Annotated in this window: 21 protein-coding genes; 14 read left to right on the forward strand and 7 right to left on the reverse strand. The window is 54.0% G+C overall.

What is annotated here, in order from left to right:
- Positions 1 to 533 precede the first annotated feature (533 nt).
- From DYY88_RS02440 to DYY88_RS02455, 4 genes are all read left to right on the forward strand, one after another.
- Complete coding sequence (locus DYY88_RS02440; RefSeq protein ID WP_084606944.1) at positions 534 to 2,705, forward strand: dynamin family protein; 2,172 nt, start codon at positions 534 to 536, stop codon at positions 2,703 to 2,705.
- Positions 2,706 to 3,001: 296 nt separating this feature from the next.
- Positions 3,002 to 3,580: a Uma2 family endonuclease gene (locus tag DYY88_RS02445; protein ID WP_072041285.1), complete on the forward strand. Its 579-nt coding sequence runs from the start codon at positions 3,002 to 3,004 to the stop codon at positions 3,578 to 3,580.
- 341 nt (positions 3,581 to 3,921) lie between these two features.
- Positions 3,922 to 5,307, forward strand: coding sequence for a three-Cys-motif partner protein TcmP (tcmP, locus tag DYY88_RS02450; protein ID WP_039725267.1), 1,386 nt, complete (start codon positions 3,922 to 3,924; stop codon positions 5,305 to 5,307).
- A 12-nt stretch (positions 5,308 to 5,319) separates the two neighbouring features.
- Complete coding sequence (locus tag DYY88_RS02455) at positions 5,320 to 6,318, forward strand: SPL family radical SAM protein (RefSeq protein WP_039725268.1); 999 nt, start codon at positions 5,320 to 5,322, stop codon at positions 6,316 to 6,318.
- A 217-nt stretch (positions 6,319 to 6,535) separates the two neighbouring features.
- Here DYY88_RS02455 and DYY88_RS25005 read toward each other — a convergent pair whose 3' ends face one another.
- Positions 6,536 to 6,670, reverse strand: a complete 135-nt coding sequence (locus tag DYY88_RS25005) for a hypothetical protein (protein ID WP_367889251.1) — start codon at positions 6,668 to 6,670, stop codon at positions 6,536 to 6,538.
- Positions 6,667 to 6,807 (reverse strand): Uma2 family endonuclease, encoded by a 141-nt coding sequence (locus DYY88_RS25010; RefSeq protein ID WP_367889252.1) that lies wholly within the window; start codon positions 6,805 to 6,807, stop codon positions 6,667 to 6,669. Before DYY88_RS25010 ends, DYY88_RS25005 begins: the two co-directional genes overlap by 4 nt.
- Before the next feature lie 338 nt (positions 6,808 to 7,145).
- On the opposite strand from DYY88_RS25010, the gene DYY88_RS02465 reads away from it, so the two are divergent.
- Complete coding sequence (locus tag DYY88_RS02465; protein ID WP_039725269.1) at positions 7,146 to 7,394, forward strand: DUF433 domain-containing protein; 249 nt, start codon at positions 7,146 to 7,148, stop codon at positions 7,392 to 7,394.
- Positions 7,391 to 7,753, forward strand: a complete 363-nt coding sequence (locus DYY88_RS02470; RefSeq protein ID WP_039725270.1) for a DUF5615 family PIN-like protein — start codon at positions 7,391 to 7,393, stop codon at positions 7,751 to 7,753. The genes DYY88_RS02465 and DYY88_RS02470 overlap by 4 nt, the downstream gene beginning before the upstream one ends.
- Positions 7,754 to 7,809: 56 nt before the next feature.
- Here DYY88_RS02470 and DYY88_RS02475 read toward each other — a convergent pair whose 3' ends face one another.
- The 4 genes from DYY88_RS02475 to glmS form a co-directional block, all read right to left on the reverse strand.
- Positions 7,810 to 8,379 (reverse strand): Uma2 family endonuclease, encoded by a 570-nt coding sequence (locus DYY88_RS02475; protein ID WP_039725271.1) that lies wholly within the window; start codon positions 8,377 to 8,379, stop codon positions 7,810 to 7,812.
- A 127-nt stretch (positions 8,380 to 8,506) separates the two neighbouring features.
- Positions 8,507 to 8,854: a HepT-like ribonuclease domain-containing protein gene (locus tag DYY88_RS02480; protein WP_039725272.1), complete on the reverse strand. Its 348-nt coding sequence runs from the start codon at positions 8,852 to 8,854 to the stop codon at positions 8,507 to 8,509.
- On the reverse strand, positions 8,851 to 9,144 hold the full coding sequence (locus DYY88_RS02485) for a nucleotidyltransferase family protein (RefSeq protein WP_039729238.1): 294 nt from the start codon (positions 9,142 to 9,144) through the stop codon (positions 8,851 to 8,853). Before DYY88_RS02485 ends, DYY88_RS02480 begins: the two co-directional genes overlap by 4 nt.
- A 128-nt stretch (positions 9,145 to 9,272) precedes the next feature.
- Positions 9,273 to 11,171, reverse strand: a complete 1,899-nt coding sequence (gene glmS / locus DYY88_RS02490; RefSeq protein ID WP_039725273.1) for a glutamine--fructose-6-phosphate transaminase (isomerizing) — start codon at positions 11,169 to 11,171, stop codon at positions 9,273 to 9,275.
- A 305-nt stretch (positions 11,172 to 11,476) separates the two neighbouring features.
- Between glmS and DYY88_RS02495 the strand changes: the two genes are divergently transcribed.
- The 4 genes from DYY88_RS02495 to DYY88_RS02510 all read left to right on the forward strand — a co-directional run bounded on the left by DYY88_RS02495 (position 11,477) and on the right by DYY88_RS02510 (position 14,914).
- On the forward strand, positions 11,477 to 12,520 hold the full coding sequence (locus tag DYY88_RS02495) for a Gfo/Idh/MocA family protein (protein WP_039725274.1): 1,044 nt from the start codon (positions 11,477 to 11,479) through the stop codon (positions 12,518 to 12,520).
- Positions 12,521 to 12,659: 139 nt separating this feature from the next.
- The gene (locus tag DYY88_RS02500) at positions 12,660 to 13,820 is read left to right on the forward strand and encodes a DUF58 domain-containing protein (RefSeq protein ID WP_039725275.1); all 1,161 of its coding nucleotides are present in this window, start codon (positions 12,660 to 12,662) and stop codon (positions 13,818 to 13,820) included.
- A gap of 88 nt (positions 13,821 to 13,908) precedes the next feature.
- Positions 13,909 to 14,403, forward strand: coding sequence for a hypothetical protein (locus DYY88_RS02505; RefSeq protein ID WP_039725276.1), 495 nt, complete (start codon positions 13,909 to 13,911; stop codon positions 14,401 to 14,403).
- A gap of 43 nt (positions 14,404 to 14,446) precedes the next feature.
- Positions 14,447 to 14,914, forward strand: a complete 468-nt coding sequence (locus DYY88_RS02510) for a cupin domain-containing protein (protein WP_039725277.1) — start codon at positions 14,447 to 14,449, stop codon at positions 14,912 to 14,914.
- A gap of 222 nt (positions 14,915 to 15,136) precedes the next feature.
- On the opposite strand, the gene DYY88_RS02515 is transcribed toward DYY88_RS02510, so the two are convergent.
- Positions 15,137 to 16,039 (reverse strand): D-hexose-6-phosphate mutarotase, encoded by a 903-nt coding sequence (locus DYY88_RS02515; protein ID WP_039729240.1) that lies wholly within the window; start codon positions 16,037 to 16,039, stop codon positions 15,137 to 15,139.
- 145 nt (positions 16,040 to 16,184) lie between these two features.
- Here DYY88_RS02515 and DYY88_RS02520 point away from each other — a divergent pair, with 145 nt between their 5' ends.
- The 4 genes from DYY88_RS02520 to DYY88_RS02535 all read left to right on the forward strand — a co-directional run bounded on the left by DYY88_RS02520 (position 16,185) and on the right by DYY88_RS02535 (position 18,803).
- A complete protein-coding gene (locus DYY88_RS02520; protein ID WP_039725278.1) occupies positions 16,185 to 17,249 on the forward strand; it encodes a hypothetical protein in 1,065 nt (354 codons plus the stop codon).
- Positions 17,250 to 17,352: 103 nt separating this feature from the next.
- Positions 17,353 to 17,991, forward strand: a complete 639-nt coding sequence (locus DYY88_RS02525; protein ID WP_039725279.1) for a Uma2 family endonuclease — start codon at positions 17,353 to 17,355, stop codon at positions 17,989 to 17,991.
- A gap of 160 nt (positions 17,992 to 18,151) precedes the next feature.
- Positions 18,152 to 18,475, forward strand: a complete 324-nt coding sequence (locus DYY88_RS02530; protein WP_044150887.1) for a nucleotidyltransferase family protein — start codon at positions 18,152 to 18,154, stop codon at positions 18,473 to 18,475.
- Positions 18,465 to 18,803 (forward strand): HepT-like ribonuclease domain-containing protein, encoded by a 339-nt coding sequence (locus DYY88_RS02535; RefSeq protein ID WP_039725280.1) that lies wholly within the window; start codon positions 18,465 to 18,467, stop codon positions 18,801 to 18,803. Before DYY88_RS02530 ends, DYY88_RS02535 begins: the two co-directional genes overlap by 11 nt.
- Positions 18,804 to 18,922: the final 119 nt, after the last annotated feature.

Raw genomic sequence — 18,922 nt, forward strand, 5'->3', positions numbered from 1 at the left:
TCCACGACGCGATCGCGCTACTCCAAAGCGATCAAAAGGGGAATCTTGTGGGGGCGGAGGGACCGGGTCCCTTGTGCTTGGCTTAGCAGTATCGTCCTTGCCTACAAAGGGACCCGGTCCCTCGTGAGAGGTTTACTTGAAAGCAGTTTCAGCGATCACAGACCGCATGCAGCACCGCTCAAGTTATCGCCAGCACCCTACCCGTCTCCTCAAACCCTTGGCTAGCCTCGCCGGATTTCCTTAGCCCCAAAAAAACAAATGATGCCCCGCAATGGACACCTTCAACTGATGGCACAAGGTTCGGTCAAAACGTCGGTTGGTAATTTCTAGGCTAAAAACCGAGTCGCCACCCAGCTTTTCATCAGCATTGTTCTGAACAAATGAATGGAAAGTTTAAGCGACCAACTGACTGTTTGGGTCGGTCATTTTCGCATGTCTGCGGTTCATTGACCTGGCGACATGCAAGGCATCTGCCCTGCGGGGCGATCGCCCCATCTTGTCCTTTTTGTTGATTCAGGAGAACTCCAAAACCTATGAGCTACAAAGCCGAAAGCTTCATTCAAGACTTAGAAAAAGTCGCCGCTACGCGCCAGGAATTTGCGGGTCATTTAGCCGCGATGGCCACGACTTTAGAAGCCTCTGAACAGCTAGAAAACGCCTCTGGCAAACTCGGCCTGAGTCCCATCATTGCCGACCTCAATACGGCCAGCCAAAACCTGTCATCAGAAGTCTTTCGGCTGCTGGTGCTGGGGGATATGAAGCGGGGCAAAAGCACCTTCCTCAACGCCTTGATGGGGGAAAATCTGTTGCCCACCGACGTGAACCCCTGCACCGCTGTGCTCACGATTTTGCGCTACGGTCCCGAAAAGCGGGTGACGGTGCATTTCAATGACGATCGCACCCCCGAGACCCTTTCCTTTGACGCCTTTAAGCAGCGCTACACCATCCGTCCCGACCAGGCCAAAAAGCTGGAAGATGAGGGCACCCTCGCCTTCCCCAATGTGGACTACGCCGTGGTGGAATATCCTCTCACGCTGTTGGAAAAAGGCGTCGAAATTGTTGATAGCCCGGGTCTCAACGATACCGAAGCCCGCAACCAGCTCACCCTGGATTACGTTAACAATTGCCACGCCATTCTGTTCGTACTCAGCGCCACCCAGCAGTTCACCCTAAGCGAGCAGCGCTATCTCGACAACTACATTAAGGATCGGGGGCTGACCGTCTTTTTCCTGATCAACGCCTGGGACGAAATCCGCAATCGCCTGGTAGACCCCGACGACGAGGCCGAATTGCAAGAGACGGAAGCCCGCGTGCGGCAGGTGTTTCGCACGAACTTGGAGCCGTATTGCCAGCTCGATGGGGAAGATCTGTATGCCGATCGCACCTTTGAAATCTCCTCACTGCCCGCCCTGCGTCAGCGGCTGAAGGGCGAGGACGGTTCCTTAGAAGGCACGGGGTTTGGCGAATTCATGCCCGCCCTCACCACATTTTTGACTAAAGAACGGGCGATCGCGGAACTGCGCCAGGCCAAACTGCTAGCCCGCCAGGCCTATCGCACCACCCATGAAGCGATCGAGCGGCGCATTCCCCTGCTGAGCCACGACATCGACGAACTGCGAGACAAGATTTGGTCCGTGCAGCCGGAGTTTGAGCAGCTGGTGGTGATTCGCGACGAATTCAAAGACGAAATCCGCGTGATTGGGGAACGCAAGGCGGGGGAAATCACCACCTCGTTTCGGGAGTTTTTAGTGGGCCTGGATGAAACCTTTGAGGCCGATTTCGTCCGCTACCAGCCCGAACTCAAGTTTTTGGACTTCCTGCGGCAGCAAAAGCGCAAGGAATTTGAAGCCGCGCTCAAAACCGCGTTCGAGCAGTATCTCATCGACAAAATCACCGCCTGGAGCAAAGATGCCCAGCGCGACATCGATCAGGCCTTTATCGAGCTGGCCCACAGCGCCTTTAAGCATGGCGAATCTTACGGCCACCTGACGGACCAGATCAACCAGAAGCTCACCGGCCAGCGCGTGGTGAATCGGGCGCACCTCAGCCCCGAAGACAACTCTCCCGGCTGGGCCAAGTGGGCCGTGGGGCTCTATGCGCTAACCACCGGGGATGTGGGGGCGATCGCCATGGCTGGCACGGGCCTATTCAACTGGCGGCAGGTGCTCATGAATCTCGTGGGAGCCACCGCCATCACCGTGGGCTTTGCCCTGTTGACCGACATCTTCTTGGGACCGTTGGGCATGGCCCTCGCCGGACTCGGCTTGAGCAGTTGGACGACGGAACAAGCCCGCCGCAAGGTGCTCGCCACCATGAAGCAGGAACTCACCAGCCTGTTACCCCAAGTGGCTCAGGAGCAATCCTTTGTGGTGTATCAAGTGGTGAAGGAATGCTTTGAGACCTATCAGCAAGATGTGGTCAAGCGCATGAATGAAGACATCGCCGCCCGCAAGACGGAACTGAATGATCTGATAAAGCAAAAGGAAACCCACGAGATTGACCGCGAAGGCGAAATCCAGCGACTCAATCAACTGGATGATGAGGTCTTAGCGCAGTCGCACCAGGTGGCCGATGCCTATGATCAGGTGCTGGGCATTCACGTACCGGAAGTCGCCGCCGACCTGGAAGCTGAGCCGGTTGACGCGGTGCCGGAAGCCGATGAGGCGATCGCACATCAAGAGGTGCTGACTGCCACTGCGGTATAGCCGGGTGCGGGAGCTAAATCACGCTCCCGCGCAAGTTACAAAAAATCTCTGGAATGACGGCATCGCAAAGCTAGCGTGCCTCGCTTCCAGGGATTTTTTAATGTCTAAAACGATTGCTCCAATCGACAGGGCATGACGACTGCTCTGATCCTGATGAGCAGGACTTTAGTGGCTTGGAAGGGTTTGAGGCGATCGCTGGACACATACCGGGCTGGCGAGGCCGTCAATGGGTTGAGCGGTGAACAAATTTTAGCGATTAGAATTGGGCTAGCGGATCGTCGAACAAGGTTACTGGCATGTCTGGTCTTCCCATGGTTTTGAGTCTGGATCAGGTGGAATTGACTGATGAGCAGTTCTACCGATTGTGTGAAGCGAATCCCAACACCCCCTTAGAACGATCTGCTGCAGGAGCGTTGGTAATTATGTCGCCAGTTGGGGGAGAAAGCGGAGAACGAGAAGCTAATTTGATCACCGATTTAGCGCTCTGGAATCGACAGTCTAAATTGGGCAAAGTGTTTAGCTCGTCGACGTTGTTCAAACTGCCAGGCGGCGGCGATCGCTCGCCCGATGCGGCTTGGATAGAAAGCTCTCGGTGGGAAGCCTTATCGCCGGAAGAGAAGGCCGGATTTCCCCCGATCTGTCCTGATTTTGTGATTGAGCTGCGGTCTAAGACGGATGCTTTGCCGCCGTTGCAGGAAAAAATGGCCGAGTATTTAGCCAGTGGTCTACGGTTGGGCTGGTTGATTAATCCCCAGGGACAAGAAGTTGAGATTTACCGACCGGCAGCCATTGCTGAAGCAGTTCCCTTCCCGGCTCGCTTGTCTGGGGAAGAGATTTTGCCTGGATTTGAGCTGACTTGGCCGTTGCCGGATTAGGTTAATCTTCCAGCAATTTCCTCCTCTCAATAATCGATGCAGATTGCTTGCAAACCTTCAGAAGTGGCTGGGATGATGCCGCCAAGGCTTTGAAGCCAGGGGTGAGAGTGGGCGATCTCACACTCCATTTCTGACAGTGCGATCGCGCGGGGTGGCAGGTGGAGCTTGAGGAGCAGAGGTTGGCTGTGGGGAAGTAGGGTGGGCAGTGCCCACTTGGGTCATCTCTTTTTAATTAGTTTTAATGTACTATATTTGTGTATATGTTCTCTAATTAATTGTCTCGAACGCTGCCTGGCAGGGAAATATTTGTAGTGAAGATATGCGTTATGGAGACATGAAGGATGGGGCGCTCTAAACTCCATTGGAGTGCTGATGGCAATCAAATGCCTATAATCAGCCCTCACACTCTAGCAAAGCATCAAATTTTGTCAGAATATATAGAACACCTTATCCTGACGCTTTACGGCAAAGTCTATCCTCGAGGAGTAGAAACTTTCACTTTAATAGACGGTTTTTGTGGCGGCGGCATCTATGAAGAAGAGGCTGCACAAAAAAAGTTGAAAGGTTCACCGATTCTCATGATCGAAGCCGTTCGGAAAGCATTCAGGCAAGCGAAAAAGCGGCAATCCCTTAATGTCAGATATGTTTTTGTGGATGCCGGAAAAGAGCATGTTCAATGCCTGAAAAATCATTCTATGTCCTATTGGGGATTAGAGAATTTAATAGATGGAGAAAAACACCTGACCCAAGGAGAGGAATCCACCTTAACTGAACAGTGTGAATTCATAATAGGCGATTTTGAGAAATGTAGTGATTACTGTATAACCATTGCAAGTTTACGAAAGGGGCATTCTTTTTTCTTGCTAGATCCAGCAGGTTGGGACGACGTTTCAGTAGCAACGATGAGGAAGATAAATGATACCCCGGGCTCTGAAATCTTATACACCCACATGATTGGTCAACTTAAGAGATTTGTTATCGGCAAGTATGGTAAAAACAAAGAAAAATTCGAAAGAACACTTGAGGGAGAAGGCTACTATAAAAAATCAAATTTGGAGAGCCTAGATCGAGTTGGAGAGCAGATGTATCTCCGCAACGAAACAGCAAGATTGTTTCGTGAAAAAGGTTTTTCACATTTAAATCCACACAAGAAGCACTTAATAACTTTTGCTTTGATTCCTAGAGGCAAAACTCAAGTTTTATATTATTTGATCCATATGTCTAGGCATATAACAGCCCTTGAAGTTATCAAGGAAAGGTTTTGTGAGTCTAACAGCTTAGACTATCAATACCAGTATGAAGTTTATGGTTATGGGTTCCGCACTTTTGACATCACTAAAAGCAAAGGTCAGCTTCTATTAGAACCAAGTCTGTATGAGGAAGAATACAGTACGCTTACAATAAATGTTGATCGTGAACATAAAGATTGGCGGCTTTTCATAAAGAAATTTGACGAGCAAATCGCAGACTTGATTTATCAAAATCAAGATGGGATAACCTTTATGGAAATTTGCCAAAAAATTGGACAATTTAATCCTGCCAGTAGAAATATGTATGAGCAGTACATAAATTTTCTTAGGGATAATGGGGATGTAGAAGTGCTGAATTCTAAAGGAGAGATCCTTACTCAGAAAACTGTTCGACTTCGTAGGCGAGATGTAATTAGGGTCTCAGGCAGGTCTTATTTTCAAGGATCTCTGCTCTATAGTAGTCGTTTCTTTAATTGACTTGGAGGGTGAATGGCTAATATAACTGGCCGCGAAGAAATTGTTAACCCACTTCAAAAAAGCTCCCTTAATAAGAAAGGTCTTTGTGACTATGTCATAAATGTTGCTTCAGGTTGTCTGCATGGTTGCACGTTCTGCTATGTTCCTTCAACTCCAGCAATTAGAACAAAACAAATGCAGCTTAAAAGTAAAGGAGTAAATGATCCTCAAATAGAGTGGGGAAAATATTTATTTATAAGGGATGAGATACCGAAAAAGCTTGACAACATATTAAGTCGAAAAAAGAAATGGGTGTCAACTTTAGCTGGAAAAGGAGTTGTACTTTTGTGCTCTGGGACTGATCCCTACCAGAATCAAACAACAGCAAAAATCACTCGTGAAGTAATACAAATATTACTCAAATATGACAAGCGCGTTAGGATTTTAACCCGAAGTCCATTGTGGTTAAAAGATTTAGATCTATTAGTTCATCCGAATGTAACAGTGGGTATGAGCATTCCTGCTATTAATGATGAATTAATGAAACGTATAGAACCATTCGCTCCACCTACTTCCTTGCGTTACCAAGCGCTGTTAGAAGGGGCAGCGGCAGGTTGTCGCCTATACGCTGCTATTGCACCTACTCCGCCACAAATGGGCTTTGAGGATTTCTTGACACACCTTGGTTTGTTGATGCAAATCAAGCCAGAGGTTTTGTTCTGGGAGCCGATTAATGCAAGAGGCACGAATGGTAAAAGGATGCTTTTAGCAGGTTTAGAATTTGCCAATTCAATAATGAATAAGACTTCTTGGGCAGAAAACTTTCTCAGACAGTGGGAACAGATAGAACATGCCAGTCAAGTATTAGGTTGTATGGATCTCCTACATATTTGGGCAGATCGCGAACTGGAAGGTGTTGTAGACAAAGATATCTTGAATTATTGGTGGTATAAACCTACTGTAGAGAATTGGGAAACGGAAGTCTTTCAATATTCTGACGAATCTCGTCCAATTCTGAAGAGAAGTAGTTAGTTTTGGTATTCAAGCTTTATAAAGTTTGGATTGTTTTTTCTTCAAGGACATAGATTTATTTAAAGCTTAATAGCAATATGATTAGCACCATTTCTGGCGCAAGTCAGTAAATCAACAAATACAATCGCATGGCGCGATTCACTTCAGAGGATGATTGGGCAGTTTGCAGGCGACCACCATTCGTTACGCACAGTAATCGAGACGAGATGCTTCTCCATTAAACACTCTCGCGAGGCTTCAAGAGTTGGGCAACATTGAGCGACAGTGCTGGAAATTGGGGCGAGGTGAGGGTGTCGCTGCCCGTGAGTTCCTGCGCCTCATACAGCCCATCCACCAGCGTCAACACCGTCACCAGTCGCGGCTGGGGTCAATAATCCAATACTCCCCAATGCCCCGTGTCGCATACTCCGATCGCTTATAGCGATAATCGCGATCCTCATTCACCTTTCCCGGCGACACCACCTCCACCACCAACAGCGGCGCAGGCATCTCCTCCGCGATCGTGCTGCGGCCCTTTGTGAGATTGCTGATTGCCCCTCGGAGATATTAGCGCCAACGCGATGGAGGGTCAGGGTGATTGTCGTTAACCATAGTTTGAAATTAGAACTCGGCAGAGCGATCGCTTTTCAGGGCTGGTGTAAAACGATGGGAGTAGAGTGAGATCGCTTCCACCCCTACTTTTACACCGAAACTCGGTAGCGCGGTCTTGCTATTAGGCCCGAGACGAAAAGCTTGTAGCAACTGAAGCCAACCAAAAATTTACGTTCTCCGGTCGGCATTAAGCCTGCGAGTGCCACAATAGATTTAAGCGATCGGCAAGACCCATCATGACCCGCGAAGAACTCCTATCTCGCATTTCCATTAACCCCAACATTTGCTTTGGCAAGCCCTGCATCCGGGGACATCGGATTTGGGCATCGCTGATTTTAGACTTTCTCGCTAGCGGCACCGCAATCGCCGAAATCTTAGCCGACTATCCCGAACTCGAAGAAGCGGATATCTACGCCTGCCTCGCCTATGGCGCAGAAATGAGCCGCGAGCGATACCTGGATATTCCGCTAGAGGCTAGCGCGTGAGGCTCAAGCTAGATGAAAACATTGGCCAACGAGGAGTGACCCTGCTCAAGCAAGCCGGACACGACGTAGCAACAGTCGTCGAACAAGGATTAGCGTCTACCCCTGACGACAACTTGATTGAAGTTTGTCGGCAAGAGCAGCGTTGTCTGGTATCGCTCGACCTTGATTTTAGGTGTCTCCTGCGGTTCAAGCCTGCCGATTACTGCGGCATTGCCATTCTCCGGTTGCCCCCGCGTCCCGAGCCTCAAGATTTACTGGATACCTTGAAAACGTTGATAGGTGGCCTAGAGCGCGAGAAAATCACGGGCAAACTGTGGACAGTCCAGAAAGGCAGAATTCGCATTTATCAAGAAGAGTAGCGCGATCGCCTTTCAGGGCTAGGTGAAACGATGGGAGTGGGGAGCGTTCTCTCCCTTCACGACTCCCCACGCGGATTCAAGATCTGGGCAACATCAAGCGACAATCCTGGAAATTGGGGCGAGGTGAGCGTGTCACTGACCATTAATTCCTGTGCCTCATACAGCCCATCCACCAGCGTCAAAACCGTCACCCGATCGCGGCTGGGGTCAACAATCCAATACTCGCCAATGCGCCGCGCCGCATACTGCGATCGCTTGTAGCGATAATCGCGATCCTCATTTACCTTCCCCGGCGACACCACCTCCACCACCAACAGCGGCGCAGGCATCTCCTCCGTAATGGTGCTACGAGATTGACCTTGCAGCGCTAAAACCAGATCCTCTCCCAACACCATCAAGTCGGGAATTCGCACGCGCCCCGACACCACCAATTCCGTTCGCCCTTGACGTACCCAGTCAAAGGGAAATCGCCGCAACAGCTGAGCCACCAAATAGCTAGCAATCACGACATTTTCTTCGCTCTCGGGTGGCAGCTCAACAATTTCTCCATCCACAAACTCGCAGCGACTTTCCGGGCCAGCTTCCAGGCTCAGAAAATCCGCCAGCGTCAATTTCGTAGTGAGCATGACCCCGCATCCTCATCTGTGTCAGTGGCTCTATTCTACCGTCACGCTTTTCGCCAGGCTGCGCAGCTGCTCCCCGTCTAAGCTGGGTCGAGCAAACCTGTCACGTTTTCAATCGCCAGCGATCGCCTTACTCCGAACTCTCTGCAAACTGCTGCGCCAGGCTCAGCAGTGCTGGCTTTATGACCGGCAGATCACGCTCGATCACCGACCAAACCTCATTCATATCCACGCTCAAATAATCGTGAATGAGCACATCACGAAAGCCTGCCATTTGCCGCCAGGGAATCTCTGCATGATCCCGCTTCACTGTTTCTGAAAGTCGTTTAGTGGCCTCACCGATAATCTCAAAATTCCGAATGACCGCATCCTGCATCATGGAATTGTCCATAAAAGCGGCCTTGCCCTCAGTCACATAGCTCTCAATGCGCTGAATGCATTCCAAAATATTGCTGAGATACAGTCCATCGTCTCTCATAGTCGAACGGCATCCTGCATGACCCGATCTTTGATCCGTGCGTGCAAAGCTGACGGCGTCGCCACATCCACCGATCGCCCCAACAAATCGGCCAAGTCTTGCATCAGACCAATATGATCCAGCAGACTTCGCCCCGGTTCCAGGTCTACCAGCAGGTCAATATCACTCTCGGCATTGGCTTCACCTCGCGCCACTGAGCCAAACACCCGAATATTACTGGCGCCATACTTCTCCGCAATTTCGAGAATCTTGGGCTTTTGGCTTTGTAGCGTTTCCAACAGCGTCGTCATCAGCTGAAACCCACTAACATGCAACAGCATTGGGAAATTAGCGATCGCTTTTTCACCCCCCCCAATCCGCCGACTCAGCCCTGGCTGATGACGTGAGGCAAGTTAGCGATCGCCGATTTTCAACATCCCTATTCTACTGTCACGCTTTTGGCGAGATTACGAGGCTGATCGACATCCAGACCGCGACGGGCGGCGATGTGATACGCCAGCAATTGCAGGGGAATCACCGTGAGAATCGGCGACAGCAGCTCATCCACCGGGGGCACCGGCAGCAACGAGTTAAAGGTGAATTCCGCCTCCTCATCGTTCAAGGGCACCACACCGATGAGCTGGGCATCGCGGGCCTTCGCTTCCTGAGCGTTAGAGAGCACCTTGTCGTAGACGGTGCCGGGCATGGCGATCGCCACCACCGGCACCTTGGCATCCAGCAGCGCGATCGGGCCGTGCTTCATTTCCCCAGCGGGGTAGCCTTCCGCATGGATGTAGCTGATTTCCTTCAGCTTCAGCGCCCCTTCCAGCGCAATGGGGAAGTTGATGCCCCGACCGAGGAAGATGAAATCCTGGGTTTCGCTGAAGTTATGGGCCAGCTCTTCGATGTAGCGCTCCTGGCTTTCCAGCACCGCTTCGATTTGCCCTGGCATCTGCCGTAACTCTTCGATGATCTGCTCAATGCGTTCTGGTTTCAGCGTTTGGCGACGGTAGGCCAAATCGAGCGCCAGGAAGTAGAACGCCATCACCTGGGCGATGAAGGTTTTCGTCGCCGCGACCCCAATTTCAATTCCCGCGTGGGTGTCGATGATGTGAGGCACGAGCCGCGCCAGGGAACTCTCGGGCCGATTGGTGATGCCTAACATGCGGGGAGCCAGGGCCAAATCTTCGGTCGCTTGGCGACGCTTTTGTTCCATTTCCAGCGCGGCGAGGGTGTCGGCGGTTTCGCCGGACTGGGTGACACCGATGGTGAGGGTATGGCGGGTCAGCGGCGAGGGCGAATAGCGAAACTCTGACGCATACTGCACCATCGTGGGAATGCCCGCGAGCTGCTCAATCAGGTATTTGCCCACGAGGCTGGCGTGCCAACTGGTGCCGCAGGCGACGATTTGCACATGCTCTAGGTCGGTGAACAGGTCGTCAGCCAGGCCCAAGGTGACTGGATTAGTGTCGCGATCGCTCGACCACGTCGTGTCCAAATAGGTTTCGACACAGGTGCGCACGACTCCCGGCTGCTCGTAGATTTCCTTGAGCATGAAGTGCTTGAAGCCCTGCTTTTCCACCATGATCGGGTTCCAGTTGAGGGAAAAGGGGCGCTTTTTGAGGCGATCGCCCGCAAAGGTATACACCTCGACCCCCAGCGGCGTCAGCTTCGCCAGTTCGCCATTTTCTAACGGCAGCACGGCGCGGGTGTGGGGCACGATCGCGGGCGTATCCGACGCGCAGAAAAATTCCCCTTGCCCAAAGCCGATAATCAACGGCGCTTGCTGCCGCACCACGATCAGGTCATCGGGATAGTCCGCATTGATCACCGCCAGGGCAAACGCCCCTTCCAGCTGGTTCACACTAATGCGTACTGCTTCAAAAAAGGGATTATCTTCGATGGAATCCGCCGCTGAAAGCTGCTTCATGTTTTCGGCAATCAGGTGGGGAATCACCTCCGTATCGGTGTCAGAGCGGAACTCGTGGCCCTTAGCTTTCAGCGTTTCCCGCAGTTCGCGATAGTTTTCGACAATGCCGTTTTGCACCACCGCGATGCGCCGATGAGTATCCGTGTGAGGGTGGGCGTTATACTCCTCAGGCTTACCGTGGGTGGCCCAGCGGGTGTGACCAATGCCCAGCCGCGCCGGATTTTCCATCCCCGCCAATTTATCCGCCAAATTCTGGAGCTTGCCTTTGGCCCGCACACATTCCAGCTCCCCTTCGAGCACGGTGGCGAGCCCGGCGGAGTCATAGCCGCGATACTCCAGCTTTTGGAGCCCTTCCATCAAGATGTCGCTAGCGGGGCGCGTGCCAATGTAACCAACGATGCCACACATAGAAGTTGCTCCTTATCTATGAACGATGACGCCAACGCAGAGAGGGAGACCAGAACGGCAGTCGTGACTGCGATCGCCTCTTTGCCCAACTGTACGGACTGGAGTGAATTCCGTATGGGTGTGAATGATACAACTTATCTGCCCAGGGCGGGGGGCAATTCGGCTGGAAAGGCGTGAACCCAACGAACCGTGACGAATTTTACCCCAAGTGCAAAATCCGCCTTAGGCAGCGGGCATGTTGAAACCGGGAGCGGGGTAAGCCATGCCCCTAGCAACCGCTGCACTCAACTGTAAAAGGAGTCACCATGACCCGCGATCGCATGCGACTGGCGCAATTTGGCGTGGGGCGCTGGGGCAATCATCTGCTCCGCAACTTTTTAGCCTTAGAGTCTGTTGACGTGGTCGCTGTCGTGGAACCGCGAACCGCCCAGCACGCTACCATTCGCGACAAGTTTCACCTGACCCCAGAGTTCAACCTCACGGCGGATGCTGAGGCAGTGTTGGCAGATCCCGCTGTGGATGCCGTGGCGATCGCTACCCCCGCCGCCACCCACTACCCTCTCATCAAAACCGCCCTCAAAAATGGCAAACACGTGCTCGCCGAAAAGCCCCTGACCCTCGACGTGGCTGAGTGTGAGGAACTGTGCCAACTCGCTGCCGCTCATGGCGTGCAGTTGGTCATTGACCATACTTACTTATTTCATCCCGTTGTACGGCAGGGGTTGGCGGTCTTGAGTGAGCAACCGTTGGGCACGCTGCGCTACGGCTACGCCACCCGCACCAATCTCGGCCCCGTGCGCCCCGATGTCGATGCCCTGTGGGATTTGTCCATTCACGACATCACCATCTTTAATCACTGGCTGGGCGAAACGCCGATCGCCGTCACCGCTCAGGGACAAATCTGGCTCCAGGGCAATCGCGCTTCACAGCGGCTGTTTCCCACGGGCTTGGCCGATGTCGCCTGGTTGCGGCTGTTCTACCCCAGCGGTTTTGAGGCGACGATTCACGTCAGTTGGGCCAACCCCGACAAGCAAAGAAGACTGGGCATGGTGGGCGATCGCGGCACCTTGATTTTTGACGAAATGCAGGCTGACGCCCCCCTGGTTTTGAAACGCGGCGAATTTACCCCCGACGGCATCTATTTTGTCCCCACCAATCTGGCGCAAGAGGCGATCGACATTCCCCCCAGCGAACCGCTGAAACAGGTCTGCGAGCACTTCATCGACTGCGTTACGCAGCAGCAACCCTCGTTAATTTCCTCCGGCCCTGTGGGGACGGACTTGGTCAAGGTACTGGTGGCACTGTCGCGATCGCTGAACCAAGCCGGGCAGCGAGTGGCGGTGGAGTAGGTGGGTGTGAGGGTGGTTGGGTAGCTGAGTGGTTGGGTGGCTGAGTGGCTGGGTAGGTGATGAGTGCCCCCTCGCTCCCCTAGCCCCCTCGCTCCTCCACTCCCTATGTCATCTTGGTAGCAGTCTTGAGAACACAGTGATGAGTCGGTTATTGCAAACGTGGCTGAATGGGCTGGAATCTCGGTGGGTGGCTCCGGCGTACTCGGGCGGGGTATTGCTGGGGCTGGCGATCGCGCTCTTGGGGGCGGCGGTCAACAGTATGGCGGGGTGGCTCTATGCCATGGGGGGCGTGATGATCGCGATCGCCCTGATCAACATTTGGGGAGCTCCCCGCAGCTTGCAGGGTCTACAAGTCCATCGCCAACCGATTCGGCCCATCAGCGCTGGAGAACCGCTCACCGCTGAAATCACGATCGACAATCCCACCCCCCAGGCCAAGGTGCTGCTGCAAGTGCGGGATCAGCTGCCGGCCGCCCTCGGTCCCCTGCCCGAAACTGCGATCGCCACCCTAGCACCGCATCAGTCCCACACCTGGACTTACACCATCACGCCGACCCAGCGCGGCATTTATCACTGGGAGACGGTGACGTTACGCACCGCCGCGCCCTTTGGGCTGTTCTGGTGTCAGCGATCGCGCCCCGCTGCCACCCATGCCACCGTTTATCCGCAAATTTTGCCCCTCACCCGCTGCCCGCTAATTGACCAGATGGGCATCGCCGAAGGCCCCCGATGGCAAGCCTATCGTCAAGCCCAGCAAGCCACCCAGGGGTTGACGCGGGCCATGCGGCCCTATCGCTGGGGCGACCCTACCCGGTTGATTCACTGGCGGACTAGTGCCCGCTATGGTGACCTGCGCGTCCGCGAACTGGAGGAGCAAACCGCCGATAATCAGGTGCTGATTGGGCTGGATACCCGCGATCGCTGGTCCCCAGAAGCCTTTGAAGCCGCCGTCATCGCTGCTGCCAGCCTTTATATTTACAGTCTGCGGCAGCAACTCACCGTCGCCCTGTGGCTGCCCCACACGGGTCTATTGCAAAATCGCCACACCGTGCTCTCGGCCCTCGCCGAAGTGATGCCCGGTCAGCCCCAGACCCAGCGCCTCCCCGCCCAACCGTTGATCTGGCTCGGCACGCCGACCCCGCCCCAGTTGCCGCTGGGCAGTGTCTGGGTGCAATGGCCCGCAGCGACCAACGCCAATCCGGCCCTGGCGGCGACCCCCACCTTGACGATCGCCTCCGAAACGCCGCTGGCGGATCAACTTGCCGCCAATTTGCCAGGAACCATGGCCGCGTCTCGGTGAGATTGATTCCCCGAGTCACCGCTGTGCCATGTGACAGAATCAGCAACTTCGATTACCGTTTGGGCAAATTAGCGCTCCCATCGCCATCATGTCAAAAGTTAAGTCAATCAGTGCGGGACTGCTGCTTTTGCTGGGATTTTGGTGTCTTGGCAGAGCCGTGGAAATGGGGCTCAACCGCAACCCCAATGTGCTCGACAAGCGCGAAACTATCGCGGCAGGCTTGCTCCTGGGCATCCCTGCGATGACGGGCGGTGGCTGGCTCTGGTGGGATGTGCGACGTCAGCAGCGCCAGCAGGCCGATCGCCGACTGCGCCAGATTTTCTTTCACCTCGTCCAGACCCGACATGGGCAAGTGACCCCGCTACAGTTGGCGATGGCCGCACAACTCGATGGCGAGGCGGCTAATGCTTACTTGCGCGATCGCAGCGTGGAATTTAACGCCACGTTTGAAGTGGATGACGTCGGCAATATCCTCTACTGCTTTCCCCTAGCGCCCCCCGCAACTCGACCTAACGCTGCGCCCTTCACCGATATCGTGCCCTCTTCATTGCCGCCCCATTCCCCCCATAACTCGGCACAATAATGTGAGTATCCCACTGTGGTGACGTGACGTATCGGAGTGCTCTATGACGGCGACCCCTGACGCAAATCCGCCCCATCCCCTGCTCACAGCGGCGGCGATCGCCGCCCTGCCCGAACAGATCTTTGGGCATCCCCTCAACGAAAATGCGGTACGCCACACGCGATCGCTCGCTGGCACCACGGGCTGCTTACATTTAGGCATTTACCTGGTGCGAGTGGAACCCGGCCACCATTCCACGGAATATCACTGCCATCGGGGCGAAGAAGAATTTCTCTACATTCTCTCGGGGCGCGGCATCGCGACGATTGATGACGAAACCTTTGAGGTGGCCGCGGGCGACTTCATGGGCTTTCGCCCCGATAGCCCCGCCCACGATATGCACAATCCCTTTGACGAAGATTTGGTCTACCTGATGGGCGGCTATGACCTCGACTACGACGTCGTGGAGTATCCCCGTCAGGGCACCCGCATGTATCGCCTGGGCGATCGCCGCACCTACGAACCGATGTAAGCGGAGCAGGGAAGCGCCATCTTGCAGGATTGGCGACGGCAGAAGAAGTTGGCACCGCCGTCTCGGCTGTTCTCTGTGAGACTTTGAATTTAGGAGACCTCCGGAAACACGTATGTCCGGTCACGGTGCATGACGCTGCGCTCATGACACCCTACGCGCGGGAAATTCTTTTCCAGAGATCTCCTGACTGGGTCAGAACTCGGGTTTATATCATCCTGGTTTCTAAGCTGCGATCGCATAGGTTACGGCTAGGCGAAACTCGCCTTGGGCGGGCACCGTCACCACATCATCCGCCGCATTCGTCGTTTCTACACAGACGAAATGTTGGTAAGCGTCGTCAGTTAAGTCGCCCGACTTTGCCGAAACGTCGAGCCAGGGATTCCACACCACCGCAGTCTGGTTGCCTGTGGAAGTAATGCGAATTTGCCGATTTAGCGCTTTGTCCTCAATCACTAACTCCGCCGGGACGTTTTGATAAATGCGATCCACTTCTGCCGCGATCGCCAGTGGACCTGACTGGGGCTTCACCGTACCGCCATCCACCTTGTCGATGTAAGTGGTGCCATCGAGGCCAAGCACCGTGGTTTGGGTAATGTCGCCCACGGTGAAGTAAGTATGCAGCGCTTGAGTGATATCAAAGGGGCGATCGCTCAAATTCCGACTCACCAGCGCCAGTGCCAGCGTGTTGCCCACGGTAATCTCAATTTCCAGCGCAAAGGCATAGGGCCACAGCTCTCGGGTATCCTCTGCGTCGCCAAAGCCCAACACCACTTGCGTTGCGCCACTGGGCAATGCCTCCGTCCGCTTAATTTCCCAAAGCCGATTGCGAGCAAAGCCATGATTCGGGCGACCCAACCCCTGCGGATCAGGGCCAAACCAGGGCCAGCAAATCGGCGTGCCGCCTTTAATCGCTTTCCCCACCTGGTAGTAGGCGTTATCGCTCACAAACAAGAGGTCGCGGCTAGCATTGCGAGGTTTGAACGCCAGCACCTGGCCGCCATAGAGCGAAATCAACGCCGTTGCCTGGGTATTGGCCACCTCCAGGTAAGGCCAGCCGCCTGTGCCTTCGAGGATCTTCACCTGCCCGGCAAGGCCGTAGTCCTGATTGAGTTGCGCCAAATTCATCACGCCCATCCTCATATCTGCCGTTCTATTAAACCGCAGCCAGATTAAGACACAACCAACCTTGTGCTACTCGCTGACAATTTCCTCTAGGTTAAAATTGGCGCATTCAGTCGCAACTCGTTGCTCTGTAAAGGAGACAACCGTCATGTATCCCCCTTTTGATGCGGCTCCCACCGAAGCCCGAGTCCAACGGTTTTGGGAACTGGGCGCCAGTTTTGGGATGGAGCGCAACGCTTACCACAATTATTTGAATGAGATCGTTAGCGATCGCTACGCGCTGATCAATGGTCTCCAAATCTTGCGGGATGAGTTGCAATTCGCCGCCGCCAGTGAAACCGACGTGAAAGCCTGCGGGGCCGACATGAGTTTGCCCAGCGTGGTGACAACGCTGGCTTACACCAACTGCGGCGATCGCGTCCATCAGGGCGAGGCGACGAAACGCTATCGCGATGTGGTGGCGGCGCGGTTTGCCACGATGTCAGAAATTGGCGAGCTCAAGCTGGAAGCCTTTTTTCCAGCGGGGGGTGGCACAGACAATGGCGCGACTTTGGCCCACGTCACCGTCGCCCACGAACTGGATGAAACTCTCAAGCGGCGGGTCTACGAGGGTAATTCCCAGTCCATGTCGCTCGTGGCGATTGACCTGAAAACCCATGTCGGTCGCCTGCGGGAAAACGGTCAGCAGGTCTACGGCACAACCCGCGAGTCGCCCTGGCGCGAACCCCGTGCCGCCTGTGGTGCGATCGTGGGTGCCCTGACCCACTACGACCCCAACAATCTGATTCATCGTCGTATTCGCGATGACCTGCGCGAGCGCAATTTTCATTTCTTGTCGAATAATCAAATTTTGACGAAAGACGGGGTGGATATCACGATGGCGATCGCCTCCGTGTTGGTGGCGGTGCGGGGCATTCGTGATACCGCGATGGCCGTCTCTCAGGAAATGGACGAACGGGGCCTGGCCCACCTCACCGCCAGCACCACGGTCAATCGACCGTCACGGGATGATCTCGTGATCTATCTCGCCCGTGCCACCGTTTTCAACGGCAAAATCCGCATCCAAAGTCTAGGCACTGAGGCAGATAAATACGGTGGTCGCCTGGTGGATTATCGCGGCGAAAAGCGATTGCAGTTGTCCTACGGCGATTGGGATATGAACAACCTGCCAATCGAAGAGATTCCCTATCGGGTGCGATCGTCCGGGCTGTGATGTGGGTTTTGCCGGTTACCGGGCGTGAATATTTACCCCCCGCCTGACCAGTCCTGACTACACTAGTGGCAAAGGCGCAGACAGCGATCGCGAGCATCCAGCTATGACCCTATCAACCTCACCAACTCAAACCGACACCTGGGTCAAAGCCACCTGGGATGACTTTGCGGCCCTGATGGATGACCCGCAGTACGAGGAAGGGCGCGGCTATTTTGACCACGGCTACATGAGGATTGAGATGGCGTCACTGGGTCGAGGACACGCCCGGCAGAATACTCTGATATCCCAATTGATAAGTATCTATGGCATGCTCCGAAACCTCCGCATCATTGGTTTGATGAATGGCAGCATTTATAAGCCTGGAGAGCGCGGCTGTCAGCCAGATATGGCCTTCTACATTGGGGATGATTTTCAGATTCCTCCTCAGGATAATGCGCCGATTGATGTCAATGTCTTTGGGCCACCAGCGTTAGCGATCGAGATCAGCGGCAGCACCTTTAAGGATGACTTGGGGGCAAAACGACTGCTGTATGAGCGCTTGGGCGTCGCGGAATATTGGGTGGTCAATGTAGCGGAGTACGATGTGATTGCCTTTGCCGTGGCTGACCAGCGTAGCGGCGAAGTTCAAACGTCTGAAGTTTTGCCAGGGCTAGAGATTGGCCTCGTGGAAGAGGCACTGCGGCGATCGCAAACCGCAGACGACAGTACCCTCATGCGCTGGCTGATGGAAACCCTGCAATAATTCCGCTGCTCGTTGACACCCGGAAGGGAAACGGCGATCGCCTCCCCGCAGATTGGAACAGTTCGCTCAGCGATTTAAGGAGGATATGATCAAATAAGACTGATATTCAGGCTCTTATCAATCAGCCATTAACTTGAAGTTCGGGGCCGGGACTAAGCTTATGAAGCGATCACCCGTGATTAATCAGATTACGGAACAGCAAGCACAAATCGAGGCGCTGTGCCACCAGAACCAAGTCGCTCGTCTCGAACTCTTTGGTTCGGCCACAGATGAGCGTTTTGACCCGGCGACCAGCGACCTAGATTTTCTCGTCGAATTTGCCATTAATACACCTCAAGGTGCTGCCGATCGCTTTTTCGGCTTGAAAGCAGGACTCAGCGACTTGCTCGGTCGCACAATTGACTTGGTCGATCTCGCCACCATTGAAAATCCTTACTTTTTAGAGGCGATCGCCGCCAGCCGTCTGAAAATCTATGGAAATTGAAGTCCGCAAATATCTATACGACATTCAGCAAGCCGGTCAGCTCATCACTGACTTTACTCAAGGGCAAACCTACGCCAGCTATCGAGCGAACCCAATGATGAAATCAGCGGTAGAGCGTCAATTTATCACGATTGGCGAAGCCCTCAACAAGGCTGTGAAACGAGACGTCAGCCTAAATGAGCAAATTTCCGATATTCGTAAAATTGTAGACTTTCGCAATATTTTGACCCACGGTTATACCAACATTGCTGATGTCGTGGTTTGGGATATTCTGCAAACCAGCCTGCCAAGACTCCTTCAAGAAGTGGAGCCGCTGCTGCATCAGTAGTGCTCGATGTTACAAACGTGTCTGCCCTAAATCTTTCGTGATGACTTGAAGGGCGATCGCACCGCCAATCACGCCGCCAGCACTCACGAATGGCCCTCTCGAAATCACCCCCCGTTGGA

The organism is Leptolyngbya iicbica LK, from assembly GCF_004212215.1.
Lineage (GTDB): Bacteria > Cyanobacteriota > Cyanobacteriia > Phormidesmidales > Phormidesmidaceae > Halomicronema > Halomicronema iicbica.